The organism is Flavobacterium sp. JAS (assembly GCF_020991455.1).
Taxonomy (GTDB): Bacteria; Bacteroidota; Bacteroidia; order Flavobacteriales; family Flavobacteriaceae; genus Flavobacterium.
Window position 1 is genome coordinate 207,919 of sequence record NZ_JAJMOX010000002.1, and the last position, 16,189, is coordinate 224,107.

General features: G+C 33.2%; 14 protein-coding genes. 7 read left to right on the plus strand and 7 right to left on the minus strand.

What is annotated here, in order from left to right:
* Nucleotides 1–180 precede the first annotated feature (180 nt).
* Complete coding sequence (locus LPB88_RS03085; protein WP_230712328.1) at nucleotides 181–1,845, plus strand: RICIN domain-containing protein; 1,665 nt, start codon at nucleotides 181–183, stop codon at nucleotides 1,843–1,845.
* Nucleotides 1,846–1,924: 79 nt separating this feature from the next.
* Here LPB88_RS03085 and LPB88_RS03090 read toward each other — a convergent pair whose 3' ends face one another.
* The gene (locus LPB88_RS03090) at nucleotides 1,925–3,013 is read right to left on the minus strand and encodes a class I SAM-dependent methyltransferase (RefSeq protein ID WP_230712329.1); all 1,089 of its coding nucleotides are present in this window, start codon (nucleotides 3,011–3,013) and stop codon (nucleotides 1,925–1,927) included.
* 361 nt (nucleotides 3,014–3,374) lie between these two features.
* Between LPB88_RS03090 and LPB88_RS03095 the strand changes: the two genes are divergently transcribed.
* Complete coding sequence (locus LPB88_RS03095) at nucleotides 3,375–3,812, plus strand: hypothetical protein (RefSeq protein WP_230712330.1); 438 nt, start codon at nucleotides 3,375–3,377, stop codon at nucleotides 3,810–3,812.
* A 194-nt stretch (nucleotides 3,813–4,006) separates the two neighbouring features.
* Here the strand turns inward: LPB88_RS03095 and LPB88_RS03100 are convergent, their stop codons facing one another.
* The 5 genes from LPB88_RS03100 to LPB88_RS03120 all read right to left on the minus strand — a co-directional run bounded on the left by LPB88_RS03100 (nucleotide 4,007) and on the right by LPB88_RS03120 (nucleotide 7,612).
* Complete coding sequence (locus LPB88_RS03100) at nucleotides 4,007–5,191, minus strand: DUF3570 domain-containing protein (RefSeq protein WP_230712331.1); 1,185 nt, start codon at nucleotides 5,189–5,191, stop codon at nucleotides 4,007–4,009.
* Between the two features lie 18 nt (nucleotides 5,192–5,209).
* On the minus strand, nucleotides 5,210–5,383 hold the full coding sequence (locus LPB88_RS03105; RefSeq protein ID WP_370635814.1) for a DUF4266 domain-containing protein: 174 nt from the start codon (nucleotides 5,381–5,383) through the stop codon (nucleotides 5,210–5,212).
* Nucleotides 5,384–5,439: 56 nt separating this feature from the next.
* Nucleotides 5,440–6,333 (minus strand): FAD:protein FMN transferase, encoded by an 894-nt coding sequence (locus tag LPB88_RS03110; RefSeq protein WP_230712333.1) that lies wholly within the window; start codon nucleotides 6,331–6,333, stop codon nucleotides 5,440–5,442.
* A gap of 40 nt (nucleotides 6,334–6,373) precedes the next feature.
* A complete protein-coding gene (locus LPB88_RS03115; RefSeq protein WP_230712334.1) occupies nucleotides 6,374–6,808 on the minus strand; it encodes a thioredoxin family protein in 435 nt (144 codons plus the stop codon).
* A 114-nt stretch (nucleotides 6,809–6,922) separates the two neighbouring features.
* Nucleotides 6,923–7,612 carry a VIT family protein gene (locus tag LPB88_RS03120; protein ID WP_230712335.1) on the minus strand — a complete coding sequence of 230 codons (690 nt, stop codon included), beginning with the start codon at nucleotides 7,610–7,612 and terminating at the stop codon, nucleotides 6,923–6,925.
* A 327-nt stretch (nucleotides 7,613–7,939) separates the two neighbouring features.
* Here LPB88_RS03120 and LPB88_RS03125 point away from each other — a divergent pair, with 327 nt between their 5' ends.
* The 4 genes from LPB88_RS03125 (at nucleotide 7,940) to LPB88_RS03140 (ending at nucleotide 14,050) form a co-directional block, all read left to right on the plus strand.
* Nucleotides 7,940–9,322 carry a sigma-54 dependent transcriptional regulator gene (locus tag LPB88_RS03125; protein ID WP_230712336.1) on the plus strand — a complete coding sequence of 461 codons (1,383 nt, stop codon included), beginning with the start codon at nucleotides 7,940–7,942 and terminating at the stop codon, nucleotides 9,320–9,322.
* Entirely contained in the window at nucleotides 9,297–10,439 is a 1,143-nt protein-coding gene (locus LPB88_RS03130) for an FIST signal transduction protein (protein ID WP_230712337.1), read from the plus strand. The genes LPB88_RS03125 and LPB88_RS03130 overlap by 26 nt, the downstream gene beginning before the upstream one ends.
* A 2-nt stretch (nucleotides 10,440–10,441) precedes the next feature.
* On the plus strand, nucleotides 10,442–13,480 hold the full coding sequence (locus tag LPB88_RS03135; protein ID WP_230712338.1) for a PAS domain S-box protein: 3,039 nt from the start codon (nucleotides 10,442–10,444) through the stop codon (nucleotides 13,478–13,480).
* A gap of 135 nt (nucleotides 13,481–13,615) precedes the next feature.
* Nucleotides 13,616–14,050, plus strand: coding sequence for a response regulator (locus tag LPB88_RS03140; protein ID WP_230712339.1), 435 nt, complete (start codon nucleotides 13,616–13,618; stop codon nucleotides 14,048–14,050).
* A gap of 74 nt (nucleotides 14,051–14,124) precedes the next feature.
* On the opposite strand, the gene LPB88_RS03145 is transcribed toward LPB88_RS03140, so the two are convergent.
* The gene (locus LPB88_RS03145) at nucleotides 14,125–15,819 is read right to left on the minus strand and encodes a S41 family peptidase (RefSeq protein WP_230712340.1); all 1,695 of its coding nucleotides are present in this window, start codon (nucleotides 15,817–15,819) and stop codon (nucleotides 14,125–14,127) included.
* A gap of 48 nt (nucleotides 15,820–15,867) precedes the next feature.
* On the opposite strand from LPB88_RS03145, the gene LPB88_RS03150 reads away from it, so the two are divergent.
* Entirely contained in the window at nucleotides 15,868–16,047 is a 180-nt protein-coding gene (locus tag LPB88_RS03150) for a hypothetical protein (protein ID WP_230712341.1), read from the plus strand.
* Nucleotides 16,048–16,189: the final 142 nt, after the last annotated feature.

Consider the following 16,189-nt stretch of genomic DNA (forward strand, 5'->3'; position numbering starts at 1 on the left):
ATTAAAACTTTGAGAATTAGTTATTGCTGGTACGTTAAAATACAGGAACATAGAAAAAAACATCTTGAATGTCAGTTTGTTATATTAATTTTCAGATGGTTGATTTAGTGAAAGTTAATAAAATATATTTTTTGTCATGTGCTTAAAGAATAATATTAATAATTAACAAATTTTAAAACTATGAGATCAACTACTTTTTTTTCTTGGCCTTTAAGGGCTATGTTTTTCTTTTTATCCATTCTTATATCTTGTCAGGATGATACCATTACCCAAAGCCCACAATTGTCTGAATCGGCTATAAAGTTAGCCAAGACCGCTAAGGTAAGCGGAGAAAACGCAGCCCCATCAGAACACATCTTTTTTTCTTTTCCATCTGATGCCATTGTTAAACTACACAGAATAAAAATTACCCAATCGGCCAACGCAGAATATTTCTCGGTGCACAATTATTCAGGAGGTTATGCAGGCTTGCAACAAACACCCGACACCTCTTTTGGAACACCTAATATCCTGATTTCTTCCTTATGGGATCCTAATACTGCCGGAGGAGTTTTCTCTGAAGTAGCCTATACCGGCACTGGTACTATAAGTAGTAGATTTGGTGGTGAAGGTGATGGATACAAAACCATTAATCCTTACCAATGGACACTTAACACTTGGTATAATATAGCTTTAAGAGCGTGGAAATTAAATGGAAAACTATACATCGGTACTTTTATCCAAAATCAAACTACCGGAATTTGGTTTCATACCTCCACACTAGCCGTCCCTGATAGAACCACTTTCTTAGGCTCAGGTAATGATGCCTTTTTAGAAAACTGGACAGGAGCTGATACTGCTTATGATGGCAGATATATTAGAAAAGCCTTTTTTAAAGATTGTTGGAATTTAAGCACAAACAATACATGGGAAAAGCACACCAGCAGAAATTTCAGTGCTAATGCCGGTGATGAAGGCAGAAACGGAATATACGACAGGGCTTTTAATTCTGGCTATGATGCTACAGAAGATGCTTATTTTATGGAGCATGGTGGTAATGTTCAGCCTAGTGCCGGATTTGGCACAGGACGTACATTGGCGCTTCCAGCACAAAGCAATCAAGGTACTGCCCCTAGTTTAACCATTGCCGAGGTTCAATCTGCCACAGCCACTAGCAGCGGTAGTGCAGTAACTGTAAACTGGACAAACAATCAAACTAAAAGCCCACAGTTTTCTTCGAAAATAGAATTACTTGATCCATCAGGAGCCGTTGTGAGTACCGTAAACGAAGTGCTACCTCAAAAAAGGTCTGCCACTATTGCCAGTACACTAGGTACAGGAACTTACTCGGTAAAAATTACCATTACAGATATTTTCAATCAAAACTCTACTCCTTTAATCGTACCGGTTACGGCTAATTCTGGCCCAATAGCAGGTACATGGTATAAAATTAAAAACGCTTCGAGTGGTCTTTATCTGGCTCTTGAGAATAACAGTACTGCCAACAGTGCTTTTCTTGTGCAAAGTACCAGCGCCACAGGAAATGGACAAAAGTGGAAATTTAATACGCAGGGAACTGCTTATGTAATTATTAATGCCAATAGTAACAAGGCGCTTGATATATCAGGCGGCACACAAACATTAGGTGGAAATATAATTCAATATACCATCACAAATGGCACAAATCAGCAATGGAACCTGATTCCGGCCGGATCCAACAAATATGTAATTCAAAGTAATTTATCGAATCATTATGTACTGGATAATCCCGGAAGCAGTACCACAAGCGGTACCAAGATTGTTCAATACAGCATTAATGGCGCTACAGGAACTCTAAATCAACAATGGATACTGGAAGCTCAATAAATCAAAAAAAGCAAAAGAGATGGCCTATAACCATCTCTTTTGTTTTTAGCAATCTTTATGTGATATAATAGGAGGTACTTTATTTAGTTGATTGGAAATTCAGACCTGAAAGCTGCCCATTTGCAACTCCTTTTTTTTGTATGAGTACTTTGAATTTCTGCCCCATATCCATTAGCAGGGTATGGGTTAGTAAAATTTCTTTTCTGATTGAGTCCTGATCAAAAGAGACAGATTTTCTAAGAAGTTCTTTAAATCCCAGTGCCAATAGAAAATCAGCATGATTTGTGAGTCCGCAACATACAAGCCCATTTTTTAAGCCCCAGTGACAAAGTGCTGAAAAATTAACATGTGATGTGATATCTTGATTTCCAATGTCCCGGTAAGGATTCTCATTTATCGTATGCTTGTTATAACATACAATGGTGCCACAACTTTTTTCTTTACCATATAAACCCGATGATAGATTACCATAATCGATAGTAATGATAAAGCCTTTCTTTAAAGCCGAAGCAATCTCTTGTATCCACTCAGTGGCTTGCAAGTTTATTTCTGTGCGAAATCCTTTTGGCAATACCACACCCAGTTCATCGAGATAATCCCTGAGTTCTTTTGTGGCAGGTTTAAGCAATTCTATAAAACCATCTTTATAATCCACAAAAATTTCCTTTAGTTCCTCTTGCATGAGTACTTGATGTACAGCAAAATTATCTATCAATTCATTAGAGAGGATACAGCCAGTAAATTTAGGGATATCACTGATGGAATTATACCAATTTACTTTTTCATGTAGGTACGCTTTTTCTTTTTGGCGCATCTGAGGGCTTTTTTCTATAATGCAGTATTGCAGCTTGTCATAAAACCCGGGATTGTTTTTAAGATAATCCAGGATGTCATGGCAAAGTTTTCCCGTGCCGGCCCCATATTCAACAATGGTAAATGCTTCTTTTTGTGTTATTTCCCACATTTCTTCAAGTTGGCGCCCTATGATAGCTCCAAAGAGAGGGGTAAGGTTGGAGCTTGTATAATAATCGCCTTCGGTTCCTATTTTATCCCTTTGAGAAGTGTAATATCCCAACTTGGGGTAATAAAGTGCCATTTCCATGAAATCACAGAAAGAAATAGGGCCTTTATTTCGAATTTTTTCTACTATGATTTCTCTTAGTTGCATCTTATTAAAATGATTTATCGATCCTTAGGGTAAAACGAATATTAAAGCTATAAAAAAGAGATTATGGGAGTTTACATCTTATTATAATTTTTTTTATAATATTATAACGTGATTTTGTTTGTAACTGTTGTGTAATGAGTGTTTTATTAGTAATTTTGTTAATAATATTGTCCTGAACTTAATTGTTTCAATCAACCTTCAATATCCTTTTTCATTCAAATGAGAAAGCTCAATATTTACTGAAACTATCGCCGAGATTATTTTTGAATTAATAATGGAAATTTTATAATCTTATAATGGAATAGTAGAATTTTTGATCTCCATTTTTATTTAACTTAATACAAATTAAAAAAGGGCTGTCATGAAAATACCTAAAGAACTAATTAACGGATTTTATATCTTTTTGGGAATCGCTGTTTTCTTTTTATTAATGGAATTTTTAGGTCTTTCTCATCTATTTTATCTACGATTGTTAAACGTACTTTTCATTTTGTACGGTGCCAACAGAACCTTAAAAATGAATATTGCAGAGGGCAAAACCATTTTTGTTTCCAATGCAGTATCTGCAACGGTAACTTCTTTTTCGGGGGTTGTCTTTAGTATAATAGGACTGATTATTTATAGTTATGCAAAAGGCGGGGATGCCTATGTTAAAACATTATCAAGAACTTTTATGTTTGGAGGAAATCCCTCTGTACCCACTTATGCGATTTGCTTGTTTTTTGAAGGAATAGTTTCTTGCGTAATTGTCACGTTGTTATTGATGCTAGGTTTGAATAGCAAATTCAAAGCTGATTAAATACAAGCTGTTTTTATAAATATTGAAAGTACCGTAAAACAAAAAACAGCTTCTACTATTTTTGAAGTAAAATTTTAAATTAATTTGTTTAAAATTAATGCTGTAATTTATGTTTTAAATAATCAAAGTTTTATGATTTATCAATAAAACAAACTGGATCTAATATTTTTTAGACCCGGTTTGTTTAAATGGTTTTATTTATATTTAATGTTAATGCTAATAATATCAGATGTCATATTGGTAGTTCTGGTATAATGGCCATAACGAATTTCTAAGGTATTCCAGTGTTTCAGGCCAAAAACGCCATTAAGAGGCGTAAATTTCATTCCCATTCCAAAGAAACTGCTGTCAAACTTAGATAAATCATAGTTACTGGTGTAATATTGATCAGCAGCAGTATGCTCTTGGTATGGTTTAAAGTATTTTGTTCCTGTTTGGGTATAATACCTGTAAAATGGACTCAATGAGAATGCCTGGGTTAATTTTACCGGTATTTCAAGATCAGCAGTATGTGCTTTTAGACTCCAGTCATCAGTATAATATCTGTAATAAGCTCTAATAATTATATTGTCTCCTAAAAAGTAGCTGGCCCTGATTCCTAGTGGAATTTTTAGTCTGGTATCCGGCATTTTTTCCTGATGTACTGATCCATCAGCAAAATAAACCCTGTGAAAAGGAAGACTTAAATAACCATTTTGGCTGATAACATCTCCTACAAGCATTACTTGCAGATTTTTGTTTATAACCTGAGAGTAACTTAAGGTTCCTGCAAAAGTATTTCGGTTGGCACTGCCGTAGCCTTCCTGACCTGGCGGGCGAAGTTCAACGGGCTCTATTAATTTTAATTGATCAATAAAGGTTTGAAACCTGGCAGTAAATTCACCATTTTTATTTTTTGTTTTCTGAGAGAAACTAAGATTCCCTCCAAAAGATTGATAATCGAACTCGGTTGATGATGAAACGCCAATTCCCAGTGTTCTGCCTTTTTCTTCATTTTCTCTAAAATAAGTCAGAGACGGATAAAAGCGATTGTCTGAAGAGGAAGCAGACGAATTGGCACTAAGATCAATCATATCTGAAGATGCAGAAGTATAATGGTCAATACCAGCCTCGATATCAAAAGTATGTTTGATTCCTGTTTGGCCATATTTTACCAGTTTAACATCTATGGTATTGGCAATATCTGTCAAATGCTCAGAACCAATTCCTCCGGTAACAGCAGAGTTATTTCCATCCTGACTGTAGTAACTTGAGACTAAATTTACTTCTTCGAGTTTTAATTTTTTGCTTTTGTAACTGGTTGAATCAGTAGGAACATTTTGTGCTCTTACCTGAAATAGTGCCAATAAAGCAAATCCTGTAATGAATATTCTTTTCATTTTATAATCTGATGAAAATTAATTGCAACCACAGCCACCGCCGCTTTTTCCTGCATTTGCTCCGGAAGCTCCTTCTCGGTAGGATTGAAAACTTAGTTCTGTCTTTTCTATTTTTCTGTTAGAAAGTACCATTTCAGAATCATTGATTTTTCCTTTTTGGTATTCTTTAACCGAAGTGCATGAGGTGAGCATAATGCCTGTAAAAGCAATGCTGCCTAACAGTACGAGATTTTGATGCTTTGGCTTTTTCATTTCAGACGAATGTTTTTTGAAGTGTAAATTTTGTTGTTGTCGTCAATTATAATACAATATAAATCGGGTATTTGATCTATTAAATACAAACCTGCCTTGATTCCCATTACAGCAATTGGAGTTGCCATGGCATCGGCAAATTCGGCATTTGAGGCTATGATAGTCACGCTTTTAATGCCTGTTATAGGCAGTCCTGTTTTTGGATCGATGGTATGCGAATATTTTTTTTCGTTTATTGTGACGAATTTCTCGTAATTTCCCGAAGTAGCCACGGCCTTGTTGGATATTTCCATATAAGAGAATGCTGCATTTGGAGAGTCCGGATCAGCCACACCAATGGTCCATTTTGTACCATTTGGCTGTAATCCCCAAGCCGAAAGATCGCCACTGGCATTAATAATACCACTTTGTACATTATTTTTTAGCAGTAGTTGTTTTGCCATTTCCGCTGCATATCCTTTTCCTATTCCGCCAAAACCAATTCGCATTCCTTTTTCCTTTAAAAATATAGTAGTATCTTCTTTGTCCAGAATAATGTTTCTATAGTCAATTAAATGAACCATTTTTTTTGCTGTGAGTGCATCAGGAAGACTGGTCATTGTTTTGTCGAAATTCCAAAGACTTTTGTCAAGACTTCCATAAGAAATGTCAAATGCTCCCTGAGTGATTCTTGAAATTCCAATGCATCTTTCAATGAGACTAAAAACTTCCTTATCTACTTTTACAGGTTTAATACCAGCATTTTCATTAATTAGATTAGTTTGACTGTCTTCTTTATAAGTAGTAAGCAGTTTTTCGATTCTTCTGATTTCTTCAATGGCAAGATTGATATTCTCATTTCCTAGTTTCTCATTGTGGGCCACAACTGTAATGGTAAAGTTGTTTCCCATGAGTTTAAGGGATTGCGAATATTTCTGAGTCTTAAGTATGTTATTTTTGGCTTTCACAAATTGCTTTGATTTCTGCCGTCCACTCTTCAGGTGTAGTTTCGGGTCTTCCATGCCAGGTTTTGAGTACTTTTCCCTTGGCATCCAGAAGAAGGGTAAGCGGAAAACTTCCTTCTTTGTTATAAATTTCGGCTAAATCTTCATTACGTTTTACCTGCTGGGGTGTACCAATGTTTTTCTTTTTTCTTGGAAAATCAGCATTTACCAGAATTAAATTTGAGTTGGCCATATCAGCGAATACCTGACTTTCCAAATAATCCCTGCGAAGAACAATACAAGGACCACACCAATCTGAACCGGAGAAGTTCAGTAGAATTAATTCGTGTTTTTCCTTTGCAATTTTTTTTGCATTGTTAAAGTCAGATTCCCAATTTATAGGAAGTACTGTCAATAAAAGGAACAAAGTAATTAGTTTCATTTTTAAAGTCCTGTTTTTAGATCTTTACGAAATAACGAATTGTTGTTTGTCTTATTTTTTTAATTTGCTTAAGATTACATTAATTTTTTTATCGAATGAAAAACAAATTAGCTCTTAGTTAGTTTGAACTCCAAAGAGATAACCTACAAGTGCAGAAGCCCCCATTGCAAAGGTTCCCCAAATACAAATTCGCAATACCGCTTTTATTGTATGTGAACCTCCGGCTTTAGCGGCCAATACTCCGGAGAGAGCCAAAAAGAGAATCGAAAAACCATATTGGAAAAATATCATTTCTTTTATGGGGGCGAAAATAGCTACCAAAAGAGGCAGTAAACCTCCAATAATAAATGATGTAGCTGATGCAAAAGCAGCCGTTAGAGGATTGGCCTGTGTAATTTCATTAATGCCTAATTCATCTCGTGCATGAGTTTCCAGCGCATTATGTGCTGTTAATTGGGTAGCAACTTCTTTGGCCAGTTCACGATTTAGTCCTCTTTGAATATAAATATCGATTAATTCTTCTAGTTCCTCATCAGGCATGTTATCAAGGGCATAGCTTTCTCTTTTTAAATCAGCTGACTCTATATCAGACTGAGAGCTCACTGATACATATTCACCGGCAGCCATAGATAAGGCGCCCGCGACCAGGCCAGCTACTGCAGCTAGTAAAATAGGCTCTCTGGAAGTACTTGCTGCGGCAACTCCAATAACTAAACTTGTGGTGGATAGAATTCCATCGTTTGCCCCTAATACTGCGGCCCTTAGCCATCCGCTTCTGTTTATATAATGCTTTTCGATTTCCATACGCGTATCCTAAAAGTTTCAAAGAATGCTGTTGTTTTTAATTATTGAACCTATCAGTTTTTCTATCTAGGTCTTTAAGAATCGCTTTAAAAGTCTTACATACATATAAAATTACTTCAAAATATCATAAGTAATCAATATGAAGGTATTAGAATGATTCTAAATTTTATAGTATTTAATTTTTTTGGGGTTTATTTGAAAATCAGGTAGTAAAATTTTGGACAAATGATAAAATAATCTCGTTGAAATGCAATAACTATCGTTTAAAAGTAGATATGTAGGATTTTTTTTGTAGTTTGGTAGGAGTAAAAACTTAAATGGCTGAAGATGAAATCATTTAAAATTTTCTTAGTTGAAGACGACCCTTTTTTTGGAGAGACTTTAAAATACCACTTAAAATTAAATCCTGATTTTGAAGTGTTTTTATTTAAGAATGGGAAGGAATGTTTGGACAACCTGTTTGAGAATCCCAATATCATTTGTTTGGATTTTGGTCTGCCGGATATAACCGGCGATTTGTTGCTTAAAAAAATCCATCAGACAAATAATAAAATTCCAATTATTGTTATAAGCGGTCAGGAAGAAATTGAGGTGGCTGTCAATTTTTTGAAATCAGGAGCCAGAGATTATATTGTAAAGAATACTTATACCAAAGAGTTGCTTTGGAATTCGATTATTAAAATCAGGGAAAATTTAAGTCTTATTGATGAGGTAGAGGAATTAAAAGAAAAGTTAGAGCAGAAATTTAGCTTTGAGAAGACCATATTAGGGCAAAGTGCGGCAATAAAAGCTGTTTTAAATAAAATTAATAAATCATTAACCACAAACATAAATGTGTCTATTACCGGAGAGACTGGTACCGGTAAAGAAATGGTAGCTAAGGCTATACATTATAACTCTGATCGAAAACACAAACCATTTGTAGCTTTAAATATGGCGGCCATTCCAAAGGAATTGATTGAGAGTGAGTTTTTTGGTCATGAAAAGGGAGCTTTCACCGGAGCGATTCAAAGATTGATTGGTAAATTTGAACAGGCAGATGGAGGCACAATTTTTCTGGACGAAATTGCTGAACTGGATTTAAACCTTCAAAGTAAATTGCTTCGGGCATTGCAAGAAAGAGAAGTTACAAGACTTGGAGGAAAAGGAGTTATTAAGTTTAATGTACGGCTGATAATTGCCACTCACAAAGATTTAAAAGAAGAGGTAAAAAAAGGAACCTTCAGAGAAGATCTTTATTATAGAATTGTAGGACTTCCTATAGAACTGCCGCCTTTAAGAGAAAGAGGTCACGATGTTTTACTCCTTGCAAAGCATTTTATTGATCTTTTTACAAAAGAAAACAAATTGAAAACAATTAGTATTTCAAAAGAGGCTAAAGATAAATTACTCAAGTACAAATTTCCCGGAAATATAAGAGAGCTTAAATCCATCATAGAGCTAGCTTGTGTAATGTGCGAGAACAATGAAATTGGTGTTGAAGATTTAACTTTTGCCAGTATAAAAGACAGTGATTTTTTCTTGTCTGAGGATAAAACTTTAAAAGAGTTTACCTCTGAAATTATATTGCATTACTTAAGAAAAAATAATGAAGACGTTATCAAAACAGCCAAGCAATTAGACATTGGAAAATCTACGATTTATAACTTAATTCAATCGAGTCAAACTAAAAAAAATGATTTAAATGAAAGTAGCTACAGTTTTATTTGAAAACAATTCTTTTGTGCGAGAATTCAATAATGATAATTTAGATTTCAATGATTTGGACTTAGTTTTAGGTTTTGGTTCAAGAGATTTATTATCAGATCAGAAGGTTTTTGATCAGTTAAAAAAGAAATTTCCAGATGCACAGTTGATTTTGTGCTCTTCAGCGGGTGAGATTTATGAAAATGAAGTTTTAGATAATACGATATCTCTCACTGCAATTAAATTTTCTTCAACTCTAATCAAAACTTACGAGGTTGATATAACTGCTTTTGAGGATAGTTTTCAGGCGGGGTCTTCTCTAATTGGTAAATTTGATCAGGAGAATTTAAAATTGGTTCTAATACTCTCAGATGGTGGCAAAGTAAACGGAAGTGAGTTAGTCAATGGAATGAATGCGGTTAAAAAAGAAGAGGTATTAATTGTGGGAGGGCTCGCTGGTGACGGCTCACGATTTGAAAAAACTGTTGTAGGATTGAATACAGCTCCAATACAGGGTAAAATTATAGGTATTGGTTTTTATGGCGAAAAATTACTTGTATCTCATGGATCTTTAGGAGGGTGGGAAAGTTTTGGATTAGAGCGAATAGTGACCAAATCTGAAAGCAATGTTTTATACGAAATTGATGGAAAGAATGTATTGGATCTCTATAAAATTTATTTAGGAAAATATGCTGAAGAATTGCCGGGCTCTGCATTACTTTTTCCCTTGTCAATTAAGATTGACGGAGTTGACGAGCCAATTGTAAGAACCATTTTATCAATAGATGAAACGAATCAAACCATGACCTTTGCAGGTGATGTGCCAAAAGGCAGTAAGGTGCGTTTTATGAAAGCCAATTTTGACAGATTAATAGATGCCGCAAGCGGAGCAGCATCCTCTTGTTTAGAGGTAAATAGTTTTAATCCAAAACTGGCTCTTTTAATTAGTTGTGTTGGACGAAAATTAATCCTGGGAACCAGAATAGACGAGGAAGTGGAAGCTGTTTCTTATATTTTTGGTGACAAAACAATTCTTTCTGGTTTTTACTCCTATGGAGAGATCTCACCCCTCAAACCATTTGGCGATTGTATCCTTCACAACCAAACAATGACTATTACCTGTATTAATGAAATCGATTAGTTATGGATATTCATAAACTTTTGCAAAGACAAATTACTAAAAATATACCTCTGAGTCTTCAGGATGATCCTTCATTTCAATTGTTTATAAAAACGGTTAATGACTCTTATTTATCCTTTGAGAGAGACAAGGATTTAATGGATCATTCATTTAAAGAGAGTGAAAAAGAATACAACGAGGTTAATGAGAATTTAAAAAAAGAATATGAATTAAAACAACAGTCTATTTTAAATCTCTATGAAAGTCTTACAGAGTTAGATCATGGTTATGGATCAATAAACGAAGAGGAAAAAAATGATCTTCTTTTTATCTCAAAATATGTAGGGGAACAAATTACCAAAAGAAAAGAAACTGAAAAAAAATTATTTGAAACCGTCCAATTCTTAAAGACATTATTAGGGAATTTACAATCAGGAATTTTAGTTGTAGACAATAACGATACTATTTTATTTGTTAATCAGTATTTATGCGATATACGCAATATCAATGCTTCTCCAGATGAAATGATTGGTAAAAAAACAAATGAATATATAAATGAGGCTAAAGCATTGTTTAAAGACAGTTCTACTTATAAAAAAAGGATAAATGAAGTTTTATTAAAAAAAGAAATTGTAATTGGTGAAGTACTTGAAACGGTAGATAATCGTTTTTTTGAAAGAGATTATATTCCTATTTTTGTTGAAAATCAATGTATTGGACATCTTTGGAAATCTACGGATGTGACACAAAGAATTAAAAGTAAAAATCTATTAAAACAAAGTGAAGAGCGTAATCGTATTATAATGAATTCTTCATTTAATGCTATTATCACCATTGATATTACCGGAAAAATAACTTTTTGGAATAAACAGGCCGAAATTATTTTTGGCTGGAGAAAGGAAGAGGTTTTGGGTAAAACATTAAATGAAACTATAATTCCTAAACGACATCAAAAAGGACATCGGGAAGGGCTTGAATATTATACAGAGACGGGCAGGGGTAGAGGGCCTGTTTTAAACAAGCAAATAGAGCTCCCGGCAGTTAATAATATGGGACATGAATTTCCTGTGGAAATTTCAATTATACCCATAGAACAAAATGGGGAAGTATTTTTTTGCTCCTTTATTCAGGATATTTCAGAGCGAAAAAAAGTTGAAACTAAACTAAGGTTTCAGGAAGAAAAATATCGAAATATTATTGCCAACATGAATTTAGGACTTATCGAAGTGGATAAGAATGAAATAATTCGATACGCAAATCAAAGTTTTGCCAATATCTCAGGATTTGAAATTGATGAACTCATTGGCTCGAATCCTTCCAAGACCTTTGTACTTGGAAAAAATATCGAAAAGTTAAAAGCTAAGAATAAATTGCGTGAGCAGGGAATTTCTGATGTGTATCAAATGCCTGTTAAAAATAAAAGAGGGGAGTTAAGATGGTGGGCTATTGGAGGAGCACCCAATTATGATGATAAAGGGAATCTGGTTGGTTCTATTGGGATTCATCTTGATATTACCGAGCAGAAACAGATGGAGGAAGAACTGGAGAATGAGAAAATTAAGGCTCAGCAAGCCTCAAAAGCTAAAGAGATTTTTTTAGCCAATATGAGTCATGAAATACGTACGCCACTTAATGGTATAATTGGTTTCTTGCGCGAATTGGAAAGACAGCAACTTACTGATTTGCAAAAAAAGTATGTAGAGAATAGTACCGTAGCTTCAAAACATTTACTATCGATCATTAATAATATACTGGATATATCTAAAATTGAGGCTGGGGAGATGTCTCTTGAAGAAGAAGATTTTATTTTTAAAGACGTAATTAATAATGTAGTTGCAGTTCTTGAGCCCCTTGCCAAGAAAAAAGGCCTAAAGCTTATCTCGCAGATCTCACAAGATATTAATGCTGTTTTAAAAGGAGATTTTTTAAGATTAGAGCAAGTTTTATTTAATCTGGTTGGTAATTCTTTGAAGTTTACAAATAAAGGAAAAATATATTTGAAATGTGAAATTGTAAAAGATACCAAAACCTTTCAGAGACTGCAAATTTCTGTACTGGATACCGGAATTGGAATGGAGCAAGGTTTTGCAGATATTATCTTTAATAAATTTTCTCAAGAGGATAAAGCCATAACCAGAAAATTTGGAGGCACAGGCTTAGGAATGGCCATTACTCGGGAATTGATTCAATTGATGAAAGGTGAGATTAAGGTTCAGAGCGAGAAAGGCGTGGGGACCACAGTTAGTTTTATATTAAACTTTGAAAAAGGAGATATCAATAATGTTAAAAAAGTTCAAGATGAGATTAATGTTGATATCTCAGGAATTACTGTTTTATTAGTAGAAGATAATATTATCAACAGGATGGTTGCTATTAATTCTCTGAATTATTTTAATTGTCAGGTAACTGAAGCTACAAACGGTTTAGAAGCGATTGAAATTTTAAAAAACAAGAAATTTGATATTATCCTGATGGATGTTCAAATGCCTGAAATGGGCGGTATTGAAGCCACTATAAAAATACGGGAAGAGTTGCAACTACAAACGCCAATAATTGCCCTTACTGCCAATGCCTTTAAAAGTGAAGTAGAAAAATGTAAAAATGCCGGTATGGATGATTATATTACCAAACCTTTTGAAGAATTTGATTTGGTAGAAACCATTTCAAGATTTACCAATAAAGAATTTAATAATATAGATAAGCCTGTTCTTCAGAGCAATGAGAAACTCTACGATTTAGAGATCTTGCAAAAAATTAGTAGAGGCAATTCAGAATTTGTATCAAAAATGATTCTAATTTTTATCGATCAGATACAGGAAATACTTCCAAAGGCCGAAGCAGCGATGCGTTCAGATAATTTTTTATTGGTGAATCAACTTATTCATAAGATCAAGCCGAGTATCGAAAGCATGGGAATAGTAGGTATTAAAGATGAAATTAATATTCTGGAGAAAATCACAAAAGAAGCACCTGTTAAGGAAAAGATCACCCATTTATTTTTTCAAATAAAACAAACCTTGCTTATAGTTGTTGAGCAGTTGCAAGAAGAAATTTTAGATTAATTTTCCAAAAAATGGAAAACTTTCTACTTTTTGGAAAATCACACTTATTTGTAAAGGTGTAAGTTGTTTGTTTATAGGTGTTTGTTTTTTTGGCTCGACTATGGATTACCTGTTATCAGATATAAATAGGATAATATGGATAATCAACCTCAATTTAAATTTTTCATAGTAGATGAGGATATTTTTTGTGCTAATGTATACAAACAATACCTGATGAATATGAACTTTACGGATATTACCTATTATACAAATACTAGAGATTGTATTGATAATTTACATCAAAATCCGGATATCATTTTTCTGTATCATAACCTAGAGGATATTAATGGATTTGAAGTGCTTAAAAAAATCAAGCAATATAATCCTGATATATATGTGATTATAATCTCTGGAGGAGAAAACACTAAAACTACAGTTGACGCTTTAAGGTTTGGCGCTTTTGATTATGTAATAAAAGCAAATGATATTTATGAAAAAATAGGCTTAATTATAGAAAAAATAATTAGTGTCAAGGAACAATTAAAGACAAATTATCCGGGATTTATTAAACGTTTACTGTTGATTTTTTGATCAAATTAGCCAAAGAGAATTCCTGTTGTTTAACTTCATTGTTATTATATTTAAGGATTAATATTAATTAATTTTTACTTTTTTACAAACTCTAACGCTTTTTCAAGAATTTCATCTCTTCCTTCCTGAATGCCTTTAATAGTGGGATGAACAACAACGTCAACTTTTATTCCCACTCTTTGAGTTTCACCTCCGTCTGGATAAAACACACCTAATCCGGTGATCAATGATTTATAGCCCAAAAATTCATTATAGGAAACATTACCATCCGCTCCGGAAGTCTGACAGCCTATTGTCGTTACATTATCACCTGTCTGTAATAACATAGTTGCATATTCTGATGCACTTTGAGTACTTTCATTAACTAAAACAACAACTTTACCAGCATAATAGTGATTTTTTTTAGGCGGAATTGTCTCGGTTGGTTCCCAAATAAACCTTCCAGGATAAGAAAGATCTGGTTTTATAATTTTTGCGTACTCTTTTTTAGTTTGAATCAATCTTCTTGCTATCATAAAGGGGGTAAACTTCATATATTCTCTATAATCAATAATAATTGCTTTTGTTGATTTAAGATCTAACATCATTTTATCAACGTCCTTCATTTCCAAATAACTCATATCAACATATGCGATATTATTATCTAAAATTTTATATTTTTCCTTATTTTTAGGGAATTCACCTCTTAAAACTTTTATCTCATAGCGTCCAAAGTTTTTAATAATCTCGTTATCCCCACGTTTAATAGTTAATTTTATAGAATCTGTTACTCCAGTCGTTACAAAAAAGCCACTGTGAGAATCCTTCACCTTATTATTAGATCCTCTAATATACATTTGATTAGCTGTAATTATTTTTTTCACATCTATTCCTTCTGCTTTTTCTATAACATCTCCAATTTTTAAATCATTTTGTTTTGCTAATGAATCTTTAAAAAAGCTAGTAATTACTAATTTATTTTCCACCATATTGAAAAATGCCGGACTATATTTTCTTCCAAAAAAATCAGAAATAGGATCTGTGTAAAAAGTTGCATGAGAGTCGTCAAGCTTGACAGTCGTTTCCAGCATTGCTAAATGATATTCAGTCGTATTTTTGGCATTCTTAAACTTTGGGATCATCTCACTTAGAACTTCATCCCAATTTTTATCAGTTTTATATTTATAGGGATAAAAATATTCAACAACATTCCAATATCTAAACAAACTTAACAATCGATGATTTTCATCTGGAAACTCAAAATTTTCATATTTTGGTTCATTGATTATTTCTACATTATCAGCTTTTCCGGTAGAGACATAATGATTTTTCCCTTGAAATCTATTGTCTTCTATTTGTTTTAATTTTTTTGAAAGTTCATTAGAAAATACTTCAGTATTTTGTGTCCAGGAAAGATTGAAATTTTTATCAAAATATTCTTTAGACTTAACATCTTTGCAGGAACGACATGTTTTGATTTCTCCCAGAGAGTCAATCCAGTCTATGTAGATTTTAGATATAGCTTCGTTACTTGTTGCTTTTTCAATTTTAAGAATAATAGTCAGTAATTGTTCATCCCAATTAAAATTTCCTTTAGCGACATTAGGATGATAGTATTTAAGAAATCCCCATACTTTACAAAGATTAGATAAGTTTTTTATTTCATTTTTATCTAACGTTGAAGACACGATATCTTGGCTATATACTAATTGCAAATTGCAAATCAGGACAGATAATAATAGGATATATTTTTTATTTAATAATCCGTAACTTGTTTTAACATTAATCATACTGATTTAGTTTATACTTGTAAAAATGAACATTTTTTCCCCAAAAGTATGAGGTACGTATCTAAAAACTTAGATAAAAATACGCAAGTTTTAGTATTAAATTACCTTAATATTATTACTGAAAGTGTATTAGTGTTTAATGACGATTTTGCTCCGTTCAAGTTGTTTTCAATAGAAATGAGTGTCGAGAACAGACAAATTAGATCTAAAAAACTATCTCACAATTAAGAGATAATTCTTTTGATTCTAACATATGATTTATTCATTTGAAATGTAATTTAGAGGTATTTCACCATAATATCTTAATAACATAGCAGAATAAGATCATCGTTTTATAAGGTGGAGGATTTTAAATGGTTTAGGTTTTAAA

What these genes read in the sequence shown, in the direction of transcription:
- LPB88_RS03140 (WP_230712339.1), top strand. Translation starts at nt 13,616, where the DNA reads ATGGATAATCAACCTCAATTTAAATTTTTCATAGTAGATGAGGATATT.
- LPB88_RS03135 (WP_230712338.1), top strand. Translation starts at nt 10,442, where the DNA reads ATGGATATTCATAAACTTTTGCAAAGACAAATTACTAAAAATATACCT.
- LPB88_RS03150 (WP_230712341.1), top strand. Translation starts at nt 15,868, where the DNA reads ATGAGGTACGTATCTAAAAACTTAGATAAAAATACGCAAGTTTTAGTA.
- LPB88_RS03130 (WP_230712337.1), top strand. Translation starts at nt 9,297, where the DNA reads ATGAAAGTAGCTACAGTTTTATTTGAAAACAATTCTTTTGTGCGAGAA.
- LPB88_RS03125 (WP_230712336.1), top strand. Translation starts at nt 7,940, where the DNA reads ATGAAATCATTTAAAATTTTCTTAGTTGAAGACGACCCTTTTTTTGGA.
- LPB88_RS03120 (WP_230712335.1), bottom strand. Translation starts at nt 7,612, where the DNA reads ATGGAAATCGAAAAGCATTATATAAACAGAAGCGGATGGCTAAGGGCC.
- LPB88_RS03100 (WP_230712331.1), bottom strand. Translation starts at nt 5,191, where the DNA reads ATGAAAAGAATATTCATTACAGGATTTGCTTTATTGGCACTATTTCAG.
- LPB88_RS03090 (WP_230712329.1), bottom strand. Translation starts at nt 3,013, where the DNA reads ATGCAACTAAGAGAAATCATAGTAGAAAAAATTCGAAATAAAGGCCCT.
- LPB88_RS03105 (WP_370635814.1), bottom strand. Translation starts at nt 5,383, where the DNA reads ATGCTCACCTCATGCACTTCGGTTAAAGAATACCAAAAAGGAAAAATC.
- LPB88_RS03095 (WP_230712330.1), top strand. Translation starts at nt 3,375, where the DNA reads ATGAAAATACCTAAAGAACTAATTAACGGATTTTATATCTTTTTGGGA.
- LPB88_RS03110 (WP_230712333.1), bottom strand. Translation starts at nt 6,333, where the DNA reads ATGGGAAACAACTTTACCATTACAGTTGTGGCCCACAATGAGAAACTA.
- LPB88_RS03145 (WP_230712340.1), bottom strand. Translation starts at nt 15,819, where the DNA reads ATGATTAATGTTAAAACAAGTTACGGATTATTAAATAAAAAATATATC.
- LPB88_RS03085 (WP_230712328.1), top strand. Translation starts at nt 181, where the DNA reads ATGAGATCAACTACTTTTTTTTCTTGGCCTTTAAGGGCTATGTTTTTC.
- LPB88_RS03115 (WP_230712334.1), bottom strand. Translation starts at nt 6,808, where the DNA reads ATGAAACTAATTACTTTGTTCCTTTTATTGACAGTACTTCCTATAAAT.